Annotated in this window: 1 protein-coding gene; it reads right to left on the bottom strand. The window is 64.1% G+C overall.

The features are described 5' to 3' along the window. A partial coding sequence (locus ACYVDE_RS23260; protein ID WP_460503909.1) for an SLC13 family permease occupies positions 1-634 on the bottom strand: 634 nt, incomplete at its 3' end. Positions 635-1,249 lie beyond the last annotated feature (615 nt).

Below are 1,249 nucleotides of genomic sequence, written 5' to 3'. Positions count from 1 at the left end.
TGTCCTCGGCCACGGCTTCGCGCAGCTCGGCGCGCTGGGTGTAGCGTAGCACCGCGAAGGTGGCCGCGATGGCCACCGCCGCCGGCAGCGCGTAGCGCGGCAGCCACTCCAATAGCGGCGGCATGTGCGCGCCGTAAATCACGAGGTTGGCCGGGTTGGAGATGGGCAGCACGAACGAGGCCGCGTTGGCAATGAAAGCGCAGATGAACAGGTAGGGCAGCGGGTTTTTTACCTTCGCGGCCTTCACGGCGGCGGCCACGGCGGGCGTGAGTACCACGGCCGTGGCGTCATTCGACAAAAAAGCGGTAACCACCACGCCCACCAGATACACCAGCAGGAACAGCCGGCTGGCCGAACCCCGCGCCAGCCGCGTGGCGTGGGCCGCCAGCCAGTCGAACAGCTTTTCCTCGCGGGCCACCTCGGCCAGCAGCATCATGCCTGTCAGAAACAGATACACGTCGAGCCCCTTGGCCACGCCCGCCACGCCCTCGGCCGGCGTGAGGAGCTGCAACACGAGCAACAGCACGGCCCCGCCCACGGCCCACACAAACTCCGGGATTTTGAACGGCCGGCTAATAACCAAACCAATGGAAAGCGCGGAAATCAGCCAGATAAGAATAGTGCTTGTAGTCATTGAGGGAAAATCGACAGAAGTAGTGGTTGCAGCGGGCAGAGGTTCGGCCGGCTGAGCCCGACGGAAGTTCTCGCGACGGATTTGCGGGCTGGCCGGGCATTGGTTGCCCGCCCCGCTGGGCCGGAGGTGCGCTAGCCGTAGGAAGAAGGTGAAGCAGCCGACAAGCGGCCAAAAGCCGGGCCATAGCCGCGAAAGCTTTGCCCCGCCATGGCCCGGGTGCTTACGCCCGTCGGCCGGATAGGTTCAGCTTATCCGGGCTCGGACAGGAGCAATAACTGCTTCTGCATAAGTTCTTCACCCGGCCTTCATGTTGATTGGCCTGCACCGGCCCGTGGGCGCGGTGGTGCCATGGGCGCAAGGGCAAACGTGGCGCTGCTTGGAGGATGAGCTTCCGGCGGAGGGCCAGCCAAACGCAACGCGCTAAGCCGCAGCAATACCCTGCTACTGGCGAGCCGAAAAATAATTCGGCCCGGGGCATTCGCAATCACCGCCAGCGCACTACCTTACCGCTATGGAACACTGTTTACCTCGGTATCTTTCTATTTTTCGTATTGCTTTAGGTTTGTCGGTGCTGCTGGCCGCCGGCGCGGCGCGGGCGCAGGGCTCCGGCCCCGG

The sequence above is a fragment of the Hymenobacter agri genome, from assembly GCF_054778495.1.
Note: the sequence above shows the minus strand (reverse complement) of the source record. Positions and strands in the feature narration are given on the sequence as shown.